The organism is Plantactinospora sp. WMMC1484 (genome assembly GCF_049315195.1).
GTDB lineage: Bacteria > Actinomycetota > Actinomycetes > Mycobacteriales > Micromonosporaceae > Plantactinospora.
Genome location: NZ_CP186055.1, coordinates 1,468,442 through 1,485,100, shown reverse-complemented (window position 1 = coordinate 1,485,100; position 16,659 = coordinate 1,468,442). Strand labels below are relative to the sequence as shown.

Sequence of the window (16,659 nt, the reverse complement as noted above, 5' to 3'; positions counted from 1 at the left end):
GTCTACACCCGTTCGGCGTGCCGGGTGCGATGCTGCTGTGCGGGTGTCAGGTGACCGGCACGCCCGTCGCGCAGCGCGGGATAGCTGCGGGTCGGACCGTTCCAGCCATCGCGCCGGTAACGACGCGTGGGGCGCGGCGCGGGCGGGGACGTCGGTTCCTCGTACCGCTGCGCGGCAGCCTCGCGGGTGATCCTGGCCTCGCTCGCGGCCTGGCGGACCGCGCCACGGAACTCGGCGCGGGTAAGCGGCGGGACCCTCGGTGCGTAGGGCATCGGCACCAGCTCGACCCCGTCCGGGCAGGGCCACCGCCAGCCGCACCGGCAGTACCGCCAGAGACGGCGCCAGTCGCGTCGGTGCCGAGGTCTGTCCCTGCGTGCTCGTCTCATCTCTTGCCCTTCCTCTCGCAAACGAATAGGAAAGGGGCGACGCCATGGCTCCGCTCCACATGCGCCGCCCCCGTTTGACGGAAGACGACCCGCCATCGGGACGGATCTTCGCGACCACTCCCCGGCGATGTGGCAGGGCCGCTGTGATGGCTCCTCCGTCTGATTCCACCCTGGACTGTGACGGCACGGTGACGGAAGAATGCGGCAGGGCAGTGGCAGGCTACAACCAGGAAGAAGGGCCAGTAGTGGCCCACACTCGGACGGGAGGCGTAGTTGGCCGACACAAACGAGTTCCGCCACCTGTTGCGAAAGCTTCGAACGGAACGCGGGATGTCTCAGGATGCCCTGGGCGCAGAAGTGCATATCAGTGGCTCTCAAATCGGCCACTATGAGTCAGGCCGGAGCGTCCCCGTCGATGACATGGCCGAACGATTGGAGCAGGCGCTTGGGGCCGGAGGCGAACTTCGGTCCGCTGCCGACCGATCCCGGGGCGAGGCTGTCGCTCCGTGGCTACGCTCATGGGCCGACAACGAAGGTCGCGCGATCGCACTCCGTACCTTCGAGCATTCCGTCATCCCCGGCTTGCTCCAAACGGAGTCATACGCACGGGCAATCATCGGAGTTGGGGAGCACACTCCTGAGCAGATCGAGGAGGCCGTCAGGATCCGGCTGGCGCGGCAAGCCACGGTGCTTGACCGGCCTGATCCGGCCATCCTGACAGCGATCATCGGAGAGGGCGCTCTCTGTCCCCGCGGTGCGATCATGAAGGCCCAGCTCGAGCATCTTGTGGACCTCGGATGCCGCCCGAACGTCCACGTGCGGGTGGTGCCCTTTTCGGCCGGACTTCATCCCGGGATGGCAGGTACATTCGCCGTGGCTACCCTTCCCGACGGGACCACGGTGGTCTACCTCGATGCCCTCGGGGAGGGGGTCGTGGGCTCCCACGTGCGGGACGTGCGGCATGCCGTCGTCACCTGGGAGTCGGTCAACGCGCGAGCGCTACCCTGTGACATGTCCCGCGACCTCATCCTGAAAGCGATCGATAATCATGATTCCAGAGTGGCGTAAGTCGTCCCGCAGCAGCAGCAACGCCGGCAACTGCATCGAGGTTGCCGACAACCTGCCCGGTCGGGTGTTGGTCCGGGACACCAAGGACCGGGACGGGGGAACTCTGACCTTCGGCCCGGCCGCGTGGCGGTCGTTCGTCGACCTGGCGAAGACGCACGGCTGACGCAGGTCCGCGTCCCCACGCGCGGCAACGCCGCCCCGCCACCCTCCACCTCCCACGTTATGGAACACAGTCATCAAGATCTTGGTCACCCATGGTTCGTGGCGAACCATAACTTTCCGAAGATCTTGATGCTTGCCGCGTTGCCAGCGGCCCGCCGGTCGGGGGGTGGCATCGGAGCCGGCACTGCGCTATACCGGCACTACGGGCAGTAGCGGAAGCGTCGCCGCTCGGATGGTCGCTACTCAGGCCGGCGAGTAGACGCCGTTGCGGAGCACCGGCACCACGTCCGAGACGCCGACCTGGACCGCGATCTCGACGTCCTGCCCGAAACCCCGGCTGGCGAGTTCCCGCCCCGAGACGCTGCCCCGGACCGCAGCCGGCACGTCCGGCACGCTGTTCAGCACGGCCAGCGCAAGCGCCGCCTCGACCGAGAGCCCACCGGACACGGTGGAGAGTGCGTCCAGGACGGCCGCCGCACCAAGCTGATCCTCGACGGCGGGCCGGAGGCTGTCGTCCGGCCAGCGCTCACCCGCCGCCACGACCCCGATCGGCGCGCTGGTCGAGCCGTACCCCTGGTCGAGGAGCCAGCGCCCGACGGCGCGGGCGTTGCGCAGGCAAGCCGCCACCACCGTTAGTCCGGTGGCGCTGGCGGCGGCACTGATCGCCGAGCCGTTCGGGGAGGGCAGCACCAACTCCGGTACGACGGGCGCGGCATGCAGGGCGGCCGGCGAAAGCGACCACGGATGCTCGGGCGTCACGGCGCGGCGGCCGACTGCGGCGACCGCGCCCATCCGGGCAGCGTACTCGGGCGCCTGGGCACCCCAGGGGAAGGGATGCACCCGCATCCCCCGGGCGACGGCCACCTCGACGGAGGTGGTGAAGGAGAGCACGTCGACGACGACCAGCACCGCGCAGACCCGGCTCAGCTCGGCCGCGCCGGCCAGTCCCCAGTCGAGTCTGGCCCCGCTGCCGGGCTGGGCATGGACCGACTCGGCCGGCTGACCGGGGCTACCCGACCCACCCGAAAATCCGTCCACTTTGGTCACGATGCGGTTCCTCCACCGGGGACGCGCCGCAGCGCCGCGCGGTCGCGTCAACCCGTCGAACGCTCCCCGGCATCCGCTCGGCCCGGATCGGCACCCGCCCCGGCCGGATCCTGCTCCGCCTCGGCGGCGGCACCCGGCGCGCTGTCAGCCGCCGCAGCAGCATCAGCCAACGCACCGTCGGCGGGAGCAGCATCAGCCAACGCACCGTCGGCCGCAGCGGCCGGGGCGGCCGGAGTAGCGTCTGCCGGAACGGAATCTGCCGGAGTAGCGTCTGCCGGAACGGGACCGGGTCCGGGTCCGGCAGGAGCGGCCTCCGTCTCGGCGGCCGGCGCACGGCCGGACGGGTCGGCGGCGCTCGGCCCGGTCACCGGTTCGACAGCCGATGCCGGTCCGGCGTCCGGCGCCGCATCCGCCCCGACACCCGGCTCGACAGTCGCCTCGGCGTCAGGCTCGGCAGCCGGCCCGGGGTCCGGCTCGACGGCAAGCTGTGTCGCGCCGGCCGCCGCCTCGCCGAACAGGCCCGGCAGGGTCGTGCTGTGCGCGGCGCGCAGCTCCGCCAGCCCGATCGTGAACTGGTCGCGGATCTCCAGCTCTTCCCCGGCGGTGTCGGTGACCCCGATGAGGGTCCACGGCACGCCCCGCTCGACGCAGAGCGCGGTGAACGCCTTCTCGTGCCCGAGCGGCACCGCGACCATCGCCCGCCCGGCCGACTCGCTGAAGAGGAAGACGAACGGCATCGAGCCGGCGCTGAACTCCTCCGGCAGGGCGATCCGGGCGCCGACGCCGTACCGCAGGGTCGACTCGACGAGGGCCTGGGCCAGGCCGCCGTCCGAGATGTCGTGGGCGGAGCGGAGGTGCCCGACCCGGGTCGCCTCGGCGATCAGCTCGGCTAGGGCGCGCTCGGCCGCCAGGTCGACCCGCGGCGGCACCCCGCCGAGGTGCTGGTGGGCGACCCAGGCCCACTCCGAGCCGGAGAGCTCGAGGCGGGTCTCGCCGAGCAGGAAGATCAGGTCGTGGTCGGAGCCGGCGGTCCGGGCGAAGCCCATCGGCACCCGCTGGGCGACGTCGTCCAGCACGCCGAGCACGCCGACGACCGGGGTCGGGTGGATCGCCGCCGCGCCCGTCTGGTTGTAGAAGCTGACGTTGCCACCGGTAACCGGGATGCCCAGCTCGGCGCAGCCGTCGGCGAGCCCGCGTACGGCCTCGGCGAACTGCCACATCACGCCCGGGTCCTCGGGCGAGCCGAAGTTGAGGCAGTCGGTCACCGCGACCGGCTTCGCGCCGGTCACCGCCACGTTCCGGTACGCCTCGGCGAGCGCCAGCTTCGCCCCGTGGTACGGGTCGAGCCGGGTGTACCGGCCGTTCCCGTCGACCGAGATGGCGACGCCCAGCCCGGACTGCTCGTCGATCCGGATGATTCCGGCGTCCTCCGGCTGCGCCAGCACGGTGTTGCCGAGCACGTACCGGTCGTACTGCTCGGTGACCCAGGTCTTGTCGCAGAGGTTGGGCGAGGCGATCATCCGCAGCAGGGTCTCCCGGAGCGCCTCCGGGCTGGCCGGTCGGGGCAGCGTCTCGGCCCGGTCCGCCTGCAACAGGATCAGGTCGGCCGGCTCCCGCATCGGCCGCGCGTAGACCGGGCCGTCGTCCACAAGGGACCCGGGCGGCACGTCGACCACGGGGCGGTCCTGCCAGGTCACCAGCAGTCGCCCCGGCTCCGGGGTGCCGTCGGCCGCCGGTCGGGCCGGGGTCACCTCGCCGATCGCACTCGCCGGTACGCCCCATTTTTCGGCGATCCGCAGCACCGCGTCGAGCTTCTCCGGGGCGACGATCAGCAGCATCCGCTCCTGCGACTCGCTGGCCAGGATCTCGTGCGGCTGCATCGACGCCTCGCGCAGCGGCACCCGCTCCAGCCAGACCCGCATCCCCGTGCCGGCCGCGGCGGCGGTCTCGGTGAGCGCGCAGGTCAGCCCGGCCCCGCCGAGGTCCTGGATGCCGACGACGAGCTGCGCGTCGTACATCTCCAGGCAGGCCTCGATGAGCAGCTTCTCCATGAAGGGGTCGCCGACCTGCACCGACGGGCGGCGCTGCTCGCTGCCGTCGTCGAAGGTGGCGCTGGCGAGCACGGAGACCCCGCCGATGCCGTCCCGGCCGGTCTTGGCGCCGAGCAGCACCACGACGTTGCCCGGCCCGGCGGCGGCCTTGTTCTGCAGGCGCTGCACCGGCAGTACGCCGAGACAGAGCGCATTGACCAGCGGGTTGCCCTGGTAGCAGGGGTCGAAGACGACCTCGCCGCCGATGTTGGGCAGGCCGAGCGAGTTGCCGTAGGTGCCGATTCCGGCGACCACGCCGGGCAGCACCCGGGCCGTGTCCGGATGGTCGGCGGCACCGAAGCGCAGCGGGTCCATCACCGCCACCGGCCGGGCTCCCATCGCCAGGATGTCCCGGACGATGCCACCGACGCCGGTCGCCGCGCCCTGGTGCGGTTCGACGAAACTCGGGTGGTTGTGCGACTCGACCTTGAAGGTCACGGCGAGCTGGTCGGAAATCCGGATCACCCCGGCGTTCTCGCCGATCCCGGCGAGCAGCCGGTCGCTCGGCGGCGCCTTCTCGCCGAACTGCCGGAGGTGGACCTTGCTCGACTTGTAGGAGCAGTGCTCGCTCCACATGATCGAGTACATCGCCAGCTCGGACTGGGTGGGACGGCGGCCGAGAATCTGCCGGATCCGGTCGTACTCGTCGTCACGGAGGCCCAGCTCGGCGTAGGGCTGGAGGTCGCCGGAGGTGGCCGAGGCGTGCGCGACGGTGTCGACGCCGCCCGGGTAGCCGTTCACCGGCAGCTCCGCCGCCGCGCCCGCCGGCACCGCCTGGCCGGGCACGGACGACTCCGGTGGTGCCGGCTGGCCCACGACCTCACTCTGTTCGATCATGCGGGCACTCCCGTGAGGTGCTTGAGGACCGACGTGAAGAAGCCCAGCCCGTCCAGGGAGGGGCCGGTCAGCGCCTCCACGGCGTGCTCCGGGTGCGGCATCAGCCCGACCACGTTGCCTGCCTCGTTCGTGATGCCCGCGATGTCCCGCTGCGACCCGTTCGGGTTGCCGTGCAGATAGCGCGCCACAATCCGGCCTGTCGCCTCCAACTGGTCGAGGGTGCGCTCGTCCGCGACGTAACAGCCCTCGCCGTTCTTCACCGGGATCAGGATCTCCTGTCCGGGCTGGAAGGCGTTGGTCCAGGCCGTGCCGGGCGCCTCGATCCGCAGCAGCTGGTCACGGTTGCGGAAGTGCAGGTGCTGGTTACGGGTCAGGGCTCCGGGGAGGAGGTGCGCCTCGCAGAGGATCTGGAACCCGTTGCAGATGCCGAGCACCGGCAGGCCGTCCCGGGCGGCGGCGGCGATCGATTCCATCACCGGGGCGAACCGGGCGATGGCGCCGCAGCGCAGGTAGTCGCCGTAGGAAAAGCCGCCGGGCAGCACGACGGCGTCGACGCCGTGCAGGTCGGGGTCGTCGTGCCAGAGCGGGATCGCCTCGGCGCCGGCGATCCGGGCCGCCCGGGCCGCGTCGTGGTCGTCGAGCGAGCCCGGGAAGGTCACCACGCCGATCCGGGCGGTCACGGGTTGCCCTCCCCGGCGCCCGCGGCGTCGGCGACCCGGATCGAGAAGTCCTCGATCACGGGGTTGGCCAGCAGCTTGTCCGCGATCTCCCGGGCCCGGTCCAGGTCCGGCTGGCCGGTGAACTCGATCTCGATCCGCCGGCCGATGCGCACGGAGGACACGTCCGTGACTCCGAGCCTCGGCAGCGCATTCGCGACGGCCTGGCCCTGAGGATCGAGAATCTCCGGCTTGAGCATGACGTCGACGACGACGCGAGGCACTGGGCACTCCTGACTGTGTACGCAGTTGGGTGCCGGCCCACGAAAGGGGCGAGCGCAGCCAGCGTACCCGGCCGACCAGCAACTTGACGCACGGGCCAGCCGGTCGACGGACCGGTCGACTCCGGGTGCCCGCCGGGAGGCTCCGGGCGGACCGGAGTGCCGCCGGAGGGGGGTCGGAGGGGGGTCGAAACCGGCCGCAGAGGTTCACCCTTGTGAATAGGTGACGAACGGCTTAGCGTGTGGCGTCAAACGTCCGGTTCTCCACTCCGAACGTTGACTGTCCAGATCCGTACGGCGGACATCCCTCCGCCGACGGCGGCTCAACCGACCCGGTGACCCCGGGTAAACCCCCCGGAAGGAGCCCCCCGTGCGTCTTCGCCGAACCCTGGTGATGTTCGCCACCGCTCTGGCCGGCGCGCTCGTCGCGCCGTCCGCCGTCTCCGCCGCCCCCGTCACCCCGTACATCATCGGTGGCGGCACCGTCTCGTCGGCCCCGTGGGCCGCGGCCGTCTTCAGCAACGGCTCGTTCACCTGCTCGGGCACCATCATCGCGGCGCGTTGGGTGCTCACCGCCCGGCACTGCGTCAGCGGCACGATGTCGGTCCGGGTGGGCAGCGTCAACCGGTCCTCCGGCGGCGTGACAAGCGGCGTCTCGAGCGCCTACGCCCGCTACGACCTGGCACTGCTCAACCTCTCCACCTCGATCAGCACCAGCTACATGCCGCTGTCCAGCAGCTATCCGCCGGTCAACTCCACCAACTCGATCTACGGCTGGGGCATGACCTGCTACAGCGGCTGCTCGGCGTCCACCACCCTCAAGACCGCCACCGTGCGGGTGACCAGCACCAGCGTCACCGACGCGTACGGCGGGCGGGCGATCCGCAGCAGTCGGATCAACGGCAACGCCTGGCGCGGCGACTCCGGTGGCCCGCAGGTCTACAACGGCGCCCAGGTGGGGGTCGCCTCCACCGCCGACGGGCAGAGCATCCAGAACTACGGCAGCGTCGCCTACAACCGGTCCTGGATCACCTCGGTCGCCGGGGTCTAGTACAGATCCACCCAAACCCTCCTCAGGGGTTCGGCGCGGACGTCCCGGCTGGGCCGGGACGTCCGCGCCGCGCGGTTGGCGGCCCTCCGCGCCGTATCCGGGCGTCGCTGCGGTTATCCGGTTCTCCGCGCTGTTTCCGGGCCTGCGCGCCGTTTCGCAAACTGGGGTGATGTGAACAGCCCTCGCAAACGGGTGGGGGATGCTCTGCCAGCATCGAAGCTGTGCTGGTCGTGACGACGGATCATCTACCGGGGTACGAGATCCGCGCAGTACTCGGCGAGGTCGTATCTTCCCAGGCCCGGACCCGGAATCCCTATCGGGAAGGGGTCAAGAACCTTCGGGGTGGCGCCTACGATCCCAAGGCGCCCGAGAACCTGACCCGCTGGCGTACCGACGCCGTGCAGAAGTTGGGCGAGGAGGCCACCCGGCTCGGCGCCAATGCGGTGATCGGGATGCGCTTCGACCACCGCGAGGTCGGCGAGATGTGGATGGAGCTCTGCGCGTACGGCACGGCGGTGGTGGCCGTACGGCAGCCGCCGGAGAAGCCGCCGGCCGACCAACCGAAGGTCGCCGCCGAAACCGCCCACCTGGCCGAACCGCTGGACTCCGGCGCCATCGCCGAGGCGCCCAGCGCCCCGGACCTCGGCAGCGCCGCCGGCACCCCCACCCCCCGCAGCTGACGTGCAAGGAAGGGCCCCCGCATATCGCTTTCGGTAGAAGAAGGGCCCCCTCCTAACGCGTGACACGCGTGCGAGCCGTCAGAGGATCGGGGCCGGGTCGTACGCGGCGGCTTCGGGGTGCGCCGCGACCACCGCGGCGACCCGGTCGGCGACGGCCCGGACCTGCGCGGACGCCGCACCGGTGAAGCCGGTACGGTCGGCGACCAGCTCGTCGATCTCGCCCCGGGTCAGTCCGAGTCGACCGTCGGCGGCGAGTCGGTCGAAGAGATCGTTGTCGGCGGCAGCCTTCTCCCGCATCGCCAGGGCCACCGCCACCGCGTGCTCCTTGATCACCTCGTGCGCGGTCTCCCGCCCCACACCCCGCCGTACCGCCGCGACCAGGATCTTCGTGGTCGCCAGGAAGGGCAGGTAGCGGTCGAGTTCCCGGGCGATCACCGCCGGGTACGCCCCGAACTCGTCAAGCACGGTGAGGAAGGTCTGGAACAGCCCGTCGGCGGCGAAGAACGCGTCCGGCAGCGCCACCCGCCGGACGACGGAGCAGGAGACGTCACCCTCGTTCCACTGGTCCCCGGCGAGCTCGCCGACCATCGACAGGTAGCCCCGGATGACCACCGCGAAGCCGTTGACCCGCTCGCTGGACCGGGTGTTCATCTTGTGCGGCATCGCGCTGGAGCCGACCTGGCCGGGCCGGAACCCCTCGGTGGCCAGCTCCTGGCCGACCATCAGCCGGATCGTGGTGGCCAGGCTGCTCGGCGCGGCGGCGGTCTGCGCCAATGCCGAGATCACGTCGAAGTCGAGGGAACGTGGATAGACCTGCCCGACGCTGTCCAGCACCCGGGCGAAGCCGAGGTGTTCGGCGACCCGGCGCTCCAGCTCGGCGACCTTCGCCGGGTCGCCGTCGAAGAGGTCGAGCTGGTCGGCGGCGGTGCCGACCGGCCCCTTGACGCCGCGCAGCGGATAGCGCTCGATCAGGTCGGTCAGCCGCTCGTAGGCGATCAGCAGTTCCTCGGCGGCGCTGGCGAACCGCTTGCCCAGCGTGGTCGCCTGGGCGGCGACGTTGTGCGAGCGGCCGGTCATCACCAGGTCGGCGTGCTCGACGGCGAGCCGGGCCAGCCGGGCCAGGGCGGCGACCGTCCGGTCCCGGACCAGTTCCAGCGAGGCCCGGACCTGGAGCTGCTCGACGTTCTCGGTCAGGTCCCGCGAGGTCATCCCCTTGTGCACGTGCTCGTGCCCGGCCAGCGCGCCGAACTCCTCGATCCGGGCCTTCACGTCGTGCCGGGTGACCCGCTCCCGGGCCGCGATCGAGGCGAGGTCGACGTCGTCCAGCACCCGCTCGTACGCCTCGACCACCCCGTCCGGCACCGGTACGCCGAGATCACGCTGCGCCCGGAGCACGGCCAGCCAGAGCCGCCGTTCCATCCGGATCTTCTCCTCCGGGGACCAGAGGGCGGCCAACTCGGCCGAGGCGTAGCGGTTGGCGAGGACGTTGGGGATGCCGGTCACCCCACCATTCTCGACCATCCCGACCGGTGCCGGCCCGGCGGGCGGGTCGACGGAGTTTCCGGTTATCCGGCCCCGCCCGGCGGGGGCGGTACCGGCTCTGCGGACGAGCGGCCGGCCCGGACGGCAAGCCGATCCAGGTAGCCGACCTGGAGCGCGACGAACGCCAGCAGGAACAGGACGAGGAACGGGAGCGGAAGTATCAGGCTCAGGCTCTCCCCGCTCGACGACCTGAACTGCTGCGCCCACAGGTTCGCCAGCAACGGGGCCGGCGCGTTCTCCAGACTGGGTGCGACCAGCAGGGGCCAGAGCAGTTGCTGGGCGTGGAACAGCCAGGTCAGCAGCACGGCGGCGGCCAGCATGGGCAGCGCCGGCAACAGCACCGTACGGGCGGGGTCGCCGTCCGACCGCCACCTCGGCTCCAGTCCCCGGAACAGCAGGGTGCAGACGAAGAGCGCCGGCACGCTGAGCCAGACCGGCGGGATCAGCCCGAGAAACGTGTTGAGCAGGTCGTTCTCGCTGACCCACTTGAAGTTGGCGATGGCGAGCGGGCCGGTGCCGACGAAGAGCCACGGCGCGAACGGCAGTAGCAGCAGTTCGCTCCACCGGCCCAGTGGCCGCAGCGCGCCGATGCCGAAGCCGGCCACCGCCGCCAGGCCGACCGACACCAGCGCCGAGACGAGCGGCGGCAGCCAGGTGTCGACGAGAATCTCGGGCAGGCCAGGGCCGCCGGGCATGTCCGGGCTGCTGAAGGCGTACCGCAGCCAGGGCGCGGCGGCCCAGGCGAAGACGGCCAGCAGCACGACCAGCGCCGCGACGACGATCCCGAACAACAGGCCGGACCGGCCACCCGCCGGGCCGGGTGCCGGGCCGGGTGCCGGGCCGGGCCGGTCCCGCCACCCGTCGAACTCGATCCGGGTACGGGTGACCACCAGCAGTCCGGCCGCGACGAGTCCGAGTACGCCGAGCATGACCAGCAGCAGCGTGGAGGTGGCGGCCCCCACGCCCAGCCGGAAGGTGACGAAGCCGACCTGTACCGCCCCCAGCACGGGCGTCACGGTGGAACGGGTCGGCCCGCCCCCGGTGAGCAGCGCCGGGGCGGTGTAGATCTGGATCACCGCGGCGAGGACGGCCAGCCCGACGAACCCGGCGACCGTGAGCACGGCCTGGAACGGCCACCGCCCCGACTCCGGTCGACGCAGCGCGCTCAGGAACGCCGTCGCGGCGACCGCGACGACCAGTCCGAACGATGTCGCCGCGACCACCCAGGTCAACTCCAACCGCGCGCCGGCCACGGAGAACTCGGGCTCGCTGCGGTGCAGCCGCCAACCCAGGAACATCGCGACCGGGGCGTAGCCGGCGACCGGCAGCGCGAGTACGGCCCGGGTCAGCAGCCGGGCCCGCCGGCCGGCCCGGTCGGCGACGAGCGCCAGCAGCGGCGCGAGCACCAGCGCGAACGCCAGTGGCAGCAGGGCGAGCAGCACGACCAGGCCGATCTGGCTCAGGAGGCCGTCCTCGAAGATCGTCCGGTAGTTGTCGACACCGGCCGATCGCGGCGTCCGGATCAGGTCCTCCTGGCGGAAGCTGGTCAGCACCGTGGAGAAGGTCGGTACGACGTACGACAAAATCAGTGCGACCAGGGCCGGCAGCAGCAGCACGACGCCGAGCAGCGCCGGGCCTGCCGAACCCGCGGCCGCCTGCCGTGGCGGATACTGCGGCGGCGGTTGCTGGTGGGGCGGTTGCTGGTGGGGCGGTTGCTGATGGGGCGGGTACTGCTCGGGCCGGTACTGCTGCGGCGGATGCTGGCCTACGGGTGGAACCTGCCCCGTTCCGATCGGCTGTTCCGGATAGCTCATTCCCGCCCACCCCCGCTCGACTCGCCGGTCATCGAGACCGTAGCGATCTCCGCTCCGACACGCGAGAAGGCCCGGACGAACGCTCAGTCGATGCCGATTCCGGCAACCCCGGATCAGCCGGCGCCGCCTACGGTGCCACCGACACCGAGGACCCACCCGGTGTGGACGAAACAGCCGAGGACGGTGAGCCCGCGGACGACGGTGCGCCCGCGGACGACGGTGGCTGGGTGGGTGCGGCGGTGGTGGTGGGCTGGGTGGAGAGCCGGCGTACGCCGGGATCGGCGAGCATGCCGAGCACCGCGACCAGGATGATCCCGGCCGCGACCAGCAGGGTCGTCTCGTATCCGAACTCCTCGGCAACCGGGCCGATCGCGATCTGCCCGAGCGGGATCGCCAGGAACGAGCCGAGTGCGTCGTACGAGTAGACCCGGGCGAGCCGGTCGGCGGGAATGTTCTGCTGCATCGAGGTCTCCCAGGCGACCGCGAACTGCTCCATGGCCACCCCGGCGACGAAGGCGGCGACGACCAGCACGGCAATCGAGGGCGCCCAGGCCAGCCCGACCACCAGTGGCACGTCGGCAAACATGCAGAGCACCCCGACCAGCAGCAGCCGGCGTACCCGCAACCGCAGCGCGACAAGGGCGCCGACCACCATCCCGCCGGTCTGGACGGCGAGTACCAGGCCCCAGGCCGGGCGGCCGATGGTCTCGTCGGCGACGGCCGGACCGAGCACGTTGACAGCGCTGGCGTAGGCGAAGTTGAAGAGGAGGAAGCCGAGTACCACCACCCAGACCCAGGACCGGGCGACGAACTCCGTCCAGCCCTCGCGCAACTCCCGGAACGGGTTGGCCCGTTCCCCGGCCCGGCGGGCGAGTGGGGCGACTCGTACCCCGGCGAACGCCAGCCCGGCCAGCGCGAAGGTCGCGGCGTCGACGAGCAGGCCCCAGCCCGGCCCCACGCCCGCGACCAGCACGCCGGCCAGCGACGCGCCACCGATCATGGCCGCGTTGGTACCGAGCCGGTTCAGCGCGTTGGCCGACTGGAGCAACTCGGCCGGCACGGTCTGCGGGACGAGGGCGGCGGCGGCCGGCCAGGCGAAGGCGGCCAGCACGCCGTTGAGCGCGCTGAGCGCGACCAGCGCCGGGATCGTCGCGGTACCGGTGAGGACCAGCGCCGCGACCGCACCCTGGGTGGCGGCGGCGAATGTGCAGGAGACCACCATCACCGCCTGCCGGGGGAACCGGTCGGCCAGTACCCCGCCGAAGAGCAGGAAGAGAACGTGGGTCAGCGACCGGGTGCCGACCACCAGGCCCAGGTCGCGGACGCTGCCGGTGAGATCGAGTACGGCGAAGGCGAGCGCGATCGGCGCGACCGCGTTGCCGAGCATGGTGGCGGCACGGCCGATCGCCAGGTAGCGGAACGGCCGGTGCCGCAGCGGCGCCAGGACTGCTTCACGGGTACGCACGGAGCTCACTCCTCCATCCGGAACAGTGCGACGGTGGCGCTCACCCGGGACGTGCCGGGGGTGCGCGGGGGCTTGGCGGCGGCGTGCAGCCGGGCCGACGCCTCGGCGATGGTGTCGCGGATCTCGGCCCAGGTCTCGGCGTCGACCCAGAACTCGGCGTCGGTGAGGAAGTTGCCGGGCCCGCGGCGGACTTGAGCGGCGCGACGGCGCAACTCGGCGGCGAGCGCGGCGTAGAGCAGTCGAGGGTCGGGGGCTGCTTCGCCGGCCGTGACCTCGGGCGTCCCGGCCGTCCCGGCCGTCTCGGCCGTCTCGGCCGCCTGCCCCGGCCGCCAGTCGAAGTCGCGGGACGCGTCGTAGCGGTAACGCTTCGCGGTGCCGCCCCGGATCCGTTCCTCGCCGGCTACCTCGATCATGTTGGCGGCCAGCAGGTGCCGCAGGTGGTAGCTGGCGTTGGCGTGGGTCAGGTCCAGCTCACGGGCGATCTCGGCGGCGGTCAGCGCCGACGCGGTGAGCAGGGACAGGATTCGCAGCCGGATTGGGTGGGCCAGTGCGCGGAGCCGGGCCGTGGCGTCCACCGCCGGATCGCCCGGCCCAGGCCGAGGGCTGTCGCTTCCCGGCTCTCGCTCCGGTGACTCCGGTGGCTCCGAGGGCTCGGGACCATCAACTGCCAAAGACATGTTTGGGAGTGTACGAGCGCCGCACACAACTATCAAACATTTGTTGGGCGGTCAGCTCGACCCCCGTCGCCACCAGGACGACGGCTTCTGGTCACCTGGACACCAGAGGCGTTATGGCCAGGCGATAACGCCTCTGGTGTCCAGGTGAGGATCGGGGATCAGCCGGCAGTGGGCGAGGGCTCAGCGTTCCAGGATCGCCACGACGCCCTGGCCGCCGGCCGCGCAGATCGAGATCAGTCCGCGTCCCGAGCCTCGCTCGGCGAGCAGCTTGGCCAGGGTCGCGACGATCCGGCCGCCGGTCGCGGCGAACGGGTGTCCGGCGGCCAGCGACGAACCGTTGACGTTCAGCTTCGCCCGGTCGATCGTGCCCAGCGGGGCGTCCAGCCCCAGCTTCTCCTTGCAGAACTCCGGCGACTCCCAGGCGGCGAGGGTCGCCAGCACCTGTGAGGCGAACGCCTCGTGGATCTCGTAATAGTCGAAGTCGGCCAACGCCAGCCCGGTCCGGGCGAGCAGCCGGGGGACGGCGTACGCGGGAGCCATCAACAGACCCTCGTCACCGTGCACGAAGTCGACCGCGGCGGTGGCAGACGGGCCGAACCAGGCCAGCACCGGCAGCTTGTGCGCCTCGGCCCACTCCTCGGAGGCGAGCAGCACGGTCGACGCCCCGTCGGTCAGCGGGGAGGAGTTGCCGGCGGTCATGGTCGCCTGCTCGGTGTCGGGCCCACGGTTGCCGAAGACCGGCTTCAGCCTGCCGAGCTTCTCCACATCGGTGTCCGGCCGGAGGTTCTGGTCCCGGGTCAACCCCAGGTACGGCGTGAGCAGATCGTCGAAGAAGCCGCGCTCGTACGCGGCGGCGAGCCGCTGGTGCGAGCGGACCGCGAACTCGTCCTGGGCCTGCCGGTCGACGTTCCACCGCCGGGCGGTGATCGCCGCGTGCTCACCCATCGACAGTCCGGTACGCGGCTCGGCGTTGCGCGGGATCTCCGGTCGGAACGGCTGGGCCGGGCGCAGCCGGGCCGCGGCCTTCAGCCGCCCGCCGAGGGTCCGGGCGGCGTTCATCTCCAGCAGGGTCCGCCGCAGGTCCTCGTTGACCGCCAGCGGCGCGTCCGAGGTGGTGTCCACCCCGCCCGCGATGCCCACCTCCAGCTGGCCGAGCGCGATCTTGTTGGCGACCAGGATCGCCGCCTCCAGGCCGGTGCCACAGGCCTGCTGGAGGTCGTACGCCGGGGTGCGCGGGTCGAGCCGCGAGCCGAGTACCACCTCGCGGGTGAGGTTGAAGTCCCTGGAGTGTTTGAGCACCGCACCGGCGACCACCTCGCCGAGCCGCTCACCGGCCAGGCCGAACCGGGCGATCAACCCGTCCAGGGCGGCCGCCAGCATGTCCTGGTTGGACGCCTTGGCGTACCGTCCGTTCGATCGGGCGAACGGGATCCGGTTGCCTCCGATGACCGCGACACGGCGTACGGCTGTCATGGTGACACCTCCAGAACGCAGGGTTGTTCATACCTTACCCGCCGGTAGGCTACGACCATGAGTGACAGGTACGCGAGCTTCGCCCATACCGCACCCGGCCGGGCGCTGGTCAAGCGCCTCGGCCTGCCCGACCCGCCCCGGCTGCGCCGGTACCACCCCGGCGACCCGCTGACCCACGGCCCGGTACGCGTCGACGCGGCTCCCGGCGGCCGCCTGGTCGAACCGCTGGCCAAGCTGCTCACCTCTGCCGGCGTCGAGATCTCCGATCCGAACACGCCGCGCCAGGCAGCCCTCCTCTTCGACGCCACCGGGATCACCGACTCGTCCGGGCTGCGGGCCCTCTTCGACTTCTTCCACCCGCTGGCCCGGGCCCTGCACCCCTCCGGCCGGGTGGTGGTCTTCGGCACCCCGCCGGAGGACTGCGCGTCGATCCGTGAGGCGACCGCCCAGCGCGCGCTGGAGGGGCTGACCCGCAGCATCGGCAAGGAGTTCCGCCGGGGCACCACCGCACAGCTCGTCTACGTCGCACCCGGCGCCGAACGGGCCGTCGAGTCGACCGTGCGCTTCCTGCTCTCCGGCCGCTCGGCCTACGTCTCCGGCCAGGTGATCCGGATCGGCCCGGCCGAGGTGCCGGAGGTCGACTGGACCCGCCCGCTGGACGGCCGGATAGCGCTGGTCACCGGGGCCGCCCGGGGGATCGGGGCGACCCTCGCCGAGGTCCTGGCGGCCGACGGCGCCAGGGTGGTCGCGCTGGACGTGCCGGACGCCGGTGACGCACTCGCCGGAGTGGCCAACGCCGTCGGCGGTACGGCGGTGCAGCTCGACCTGACCGCGCCGGACGCGCCACTGAGGCTTGCCGACCACCTGGCCGACCGGCACGGCCGGGTCGACATCGTCGTGCACAACGCCGGAATCACCCGCGACAAGACGCTCGGCCGGATGACGCCGGACCGGTGGGACTCGGTTCTGGAGGTCAACCTTTCCAGCCAGGAACGGATCAACGAGGTGCTGCTGGACCGTGCCCTGATCCCGCACGGTGGGCGGCTGATCGGGGTCTCCTCGATCGCCGGGATCGCCGGCAACCCCGGGCAGACCAACTACGCCACCTCAAAGGCGGGGGTGATCGGCCTGGTGCAGTCGATGGCTCCGGTGCTGGCCGACCGTGGCATCACCGTGAACGCGGTCGCGCCGGGCTTCATCGAGACCCGGCTGACCGCCCGGATTCCGCTGGTGATCCGGGAGGTGGGCCGGCGGATGAACAGCATGGCGCAGGGCGGGCTGCCGGTCGACGTTGCGCAGACGATCGCCTGGCTGGCCTCGCCCGGCTCGGCCGGAATCACCGGCAACGTGATCCGGGTCTGCGGCCAGAGCATGCTGGGGGCCTGATGAACGAGCAGCCGCACCCCGCCACCGATGGCGTAACCGGAAGG

15 protein-coding genes are annotated in these 16,659 nt (G+C 71.7%); 5 read left to right on the top strand and 10 right to left on the bottom strand.

Annotated features, from left to right (window positions below; genetic code table 11):
• Positions 1-2: 2 nt before the first annotated feature.
• Positions 3-272, bottom strand: coding sequence for a hypothetical protein (locus tag ACN28C_RS06525; RefSeq protein ID WP_422772658.1), 270 nt, complete (start codon positions 270-272; stop codon positions 3-5).
• Between the two features lie 387 nt (positions 273-659).
• Between ACN28C_RS06525 and ACN28C_RS06520 the strand changes: the two genes are divergently transcribed.
• On the top strand, positions 660-1,454 hold the full coding sequence (locus tag ACN28C_RS06520) for a helix-turn-helix domain-containing protein (RefSeq protein ID WP_422772657.1): 795 nt from the start codon (positions 660-662) through the stop codon (positions 1,452-1,454).
• Complete coding sequence (locus ACN28C_RS06515) at positions 1,435-1,617, top strand: DUF397 domain-containing protein (RefSeq protein ID WP_422772656.1); 183 nt, start codon at positions 1,435-1,437, stop codon at positions 1,615-1,617. Before ACN28C_RS06520 ends, ACN28C_RS06515 begins: the two co-directional genes overlap by 20 nt.
• A 242-nt stretch (positions 1,618-1,859) precedes the next feature.
• Here ACN28C_RS06515 and ACN28C_RS06510 read toward each other — a convergent pair whose 3' ends face one another.
• The 4 genes from ACN28C_RS06510 to purS are packed head-to-tail and all read right to left on the bottom strand — an operon-like array spanning position 1,860 to position 6,530.
• Positions 1,860-2,654, bottom strand: coding sequence for a 2-phosphosulfolactate phosphatase (locus ACN28C_RS06510; RefSeq protein WP_422774553.1), 795 nt, complete (start codon positions 2,652-2,654; stop codon positions 1,860-1,862).
• Positions 2,655-2,710: 56 nt separating this feature from the next.
• Positions 2,711-5,590 (bottom strand): phosphoribosylformylglycinamidine synthase subunit PurL, encoded by a 2,880-nt coding sequence (gene purL / locus ACN28C_RS06505; RefSeq protein WP_422772655.1) that lies wholly within the window; start codon positions 5,588-5,590, stop codon positions 2,711-2,713.
• Positions 5,587-6,270 carry a phosphoribosylformylglycinamidine synthase subunit PurQ gene (gene purQ, locus ACN28C_RS06500; RefSeq protein WP_422772654.1) on the bottom strand — a complete coding sequence of 228 codons (684 nt, stop codon included), beginning with the start codon at positions 6,268-6,270 and terminating at the stop codon, positions 5,587-5,589. Before purQ ends, purL begins: the two co-directional genes overlap by 4 nt.
• On the bottom strand, positions 6,267-6,530 hold the full coding sequence (gene purS, locus ACN28C_RS06495; protein WP_421496086.1) for a phosphoribosylformylglycinamidine synthase subunit PurS: 264 nt from the start codon (positions 6,528-6,530) through the stop codon (positions 6,267-6,269). Before purS ends, purQ begins: the two co-directional genes overlap by 4 nt.
• 391 nt (positions 6,531-6,921) lie before the next feature.
• Between purS and ACN28C_RS06490 the strand changes: the two genes are divergently transcribed.
• Together ACN28C_RS06490 and ACN28C_RS06485 are read left to right on the top strand one after the other, a co-directional pair.
• Complete coding sequence (locus ACN28C_RS06490; protein WP_421497510.1) at positions 6,922-7,578, top strand: S1 family peptidase; 657 nt, start codon at positions 6,922-6,924, stop codon at positions 7,576-7,578.
• A gap of 221 nt (positions 7,579-7,799) precedes the next feature.
• Positions 7,800-8,258 (top strand): YbjQ family protein, encoded by a 459-nt coding sequence (locus tag ACN28C_RS06485; RefSeq protein ID WP_422772653.1) that lies wholly within the window; start codon positions 7,800-7,802, stop codon positions 8,256-8,258.
• A 78-nt stretch (positions 8,259-8,336) separates the two neighbouring features.
• Here the strand turns inward: ACN28C_RS06485 and purB are convergent, their stop codons facing one another.
• From purB to ACN28C_RS06460, 5 genes are all read right to left on the bottom strand, one after another.
• The gene (purB, locus tag ACN28C_RS06480; protein WP_422772652.1) at positions 8,337-9,761 is read right to left on the bottom strand and encodes an adenylosuccinate lyase; all 1,425 of its coding nucleotides are present in this window, start codon (positions 9,759-9,761) and stop codon (positions 8,337-8,339) included.
• A gap of 62 nt (positions 9,762-9,823) precedes the next feature.
• A complete protein-coding gene (locus ACN28C_RS06475) occupies positions 9,824-11,614 on the bottom strand; it encodes a sugar ABC transporter permease (protein WP_422772651.1) in 1,791 nt (596 codons plus the stop codon).
• A 127-nt stretch (positions 11,615-11,741) separates the two neighbouring features.
• Positions 11,742-13,079 (bottom strand): MFS transporter, encoded by a 1,338-nt coding sequence (locus ACN28C_RS06470; RefSeq protein WP_422772650.1) that lies wholly within the window; start codon positions 13,077-13,079, stop codon positions 11,742-11,744.
• A gap of 5 nt (positions 13,080-13,084) precedes the next feature.
• Positions 13,085-13,756, bottom strand: coding sequence for an ArsR/SmtB family transcription factor (locus tag ACN28C_RS06465; protein ID WP_422772649.1), 672 nt, complete (start codon positions 13,754-13,756; stop codon positions 13,085-13,087).
• A gap of 180 nt (positions 13,757-13,936) precedes the next feature.
• Positions 13,937-15,229, bottom strand: coding sequence for an acetyl-CoA C-acetyltransferase (locus ACN28C_RS06460; protein WP_422772648.1), 1,293 nt, complete (start codon positions 15,227-15,229; stop codon positions 13,937-13,939).
• 57 nt (positions 15,230-15,286) lie between these two features.
• Here ACN28C_RS06460 and ACN28C_RS06455 point away from each other — a divergent pair, with 57 nt between their 5' ends.
• Entirely contained in the window at positions 15,287-16,615 is a 1,329-nt protein-coding gene (locus ACN28C_RS06455; RefSeq protein WP_422772647.1) for a 3-oxoacyl-ACP reductase, read from the top strand.
• The last annotated feature ends 44 nt before the right edge of the window (positions 16,616-16,659 follow it).